Annotated in this window: 1 protein-coding gene; it reads left to right on the top strand. The window is 74.7% G+C overall.

Features of this window, described 5'->3' with window-relative positions; all coding sequences use genetic code 11:
- On the top strand, positions 1-614 hold a 614-nt coding region (locus D7V93_RS43710), incomplete at its 5' end, for an RNA polymerase sigma factor (protein WP_244237866.1).
- Positions 615-748: the final 134 nt, after the last annotated feature.

The raw sequence follows: 748 nt of genomic DNA, 5'->3' as shown, positions 1-748 counted from the left end.
CTTCCGTGAAACCCGCTGCCACGCCCGTGCGTACCGGTGACATGCCGGCACCATCGGGGAGCGCCGGGGACTCGGACGAGGTGTTGATGGAGCGGTTCTGCCAGGGGGATGCGCCCGCGTTCGACGCGCTCTTCCAGCGTTACGCGCGCCCCATCCAGGGCTACCTGGCGCGCCTGACGGGCAGCCCCGCCACCGCCGAGGACCTGGCCCAGTTGACCTTCCTGTCCCTGGTGCGCGCCCGCGGCCGCTACCAGGAGGGCGCCCGGGTCCGCCCGTGGCTGTACGCCATCGCCACCAATGCCGCGAGGGACCATGCGCGCCGCCACCGCCGGCCGGAGGACCTGACGCCCGAGGGGGAGCTGCCCCTCACCGCCGTGGCCGACACGCCGGAGCCCCGCGACGCGGGCCTGGAGCGCGCGGTGCAACGCGCCCTGGCGCAGCTTCCGGAGGGCCAGCGCCTGCCCATCCTCATGCACCGCTTCGAGGGCATGGGCTTCGCGGAGATCGCCGAGTCCCTGGGCCTCACCGAGAGCGCGGTGAAGGTCCGCGCCCACCGCGGCTATGCGCGCCTGCGCGAGCTGCTCGCCCCGCTTCATCAGGAGACCGCGGAATGACGCCCGAGTGCGAACGCGTCCTGGACGTCCTGGACGGCCCGTTGCCCCCGGAGCTGGCGGCGCACGCGGCCGGGTGCGCGGACTGCCGCGCGCTGCTGGACGGCTTCAATGTCCTCGCGCCCCCCGCCTCCGCG

Source organism: Corallococcus llansteffanensis, from assembly GCF_003612055.1.
Classification (GTDB): Bacteria; Myxococcota; Myxococcia; order Myxococcales; family Myxococcaceae; genus Corallococcus; species Corallococcus llansteffanensis.
Note: the sequence above shows the minus strand (reverse complement) of the source record. Positions and strands in the feature narration are given on the sequence as shown.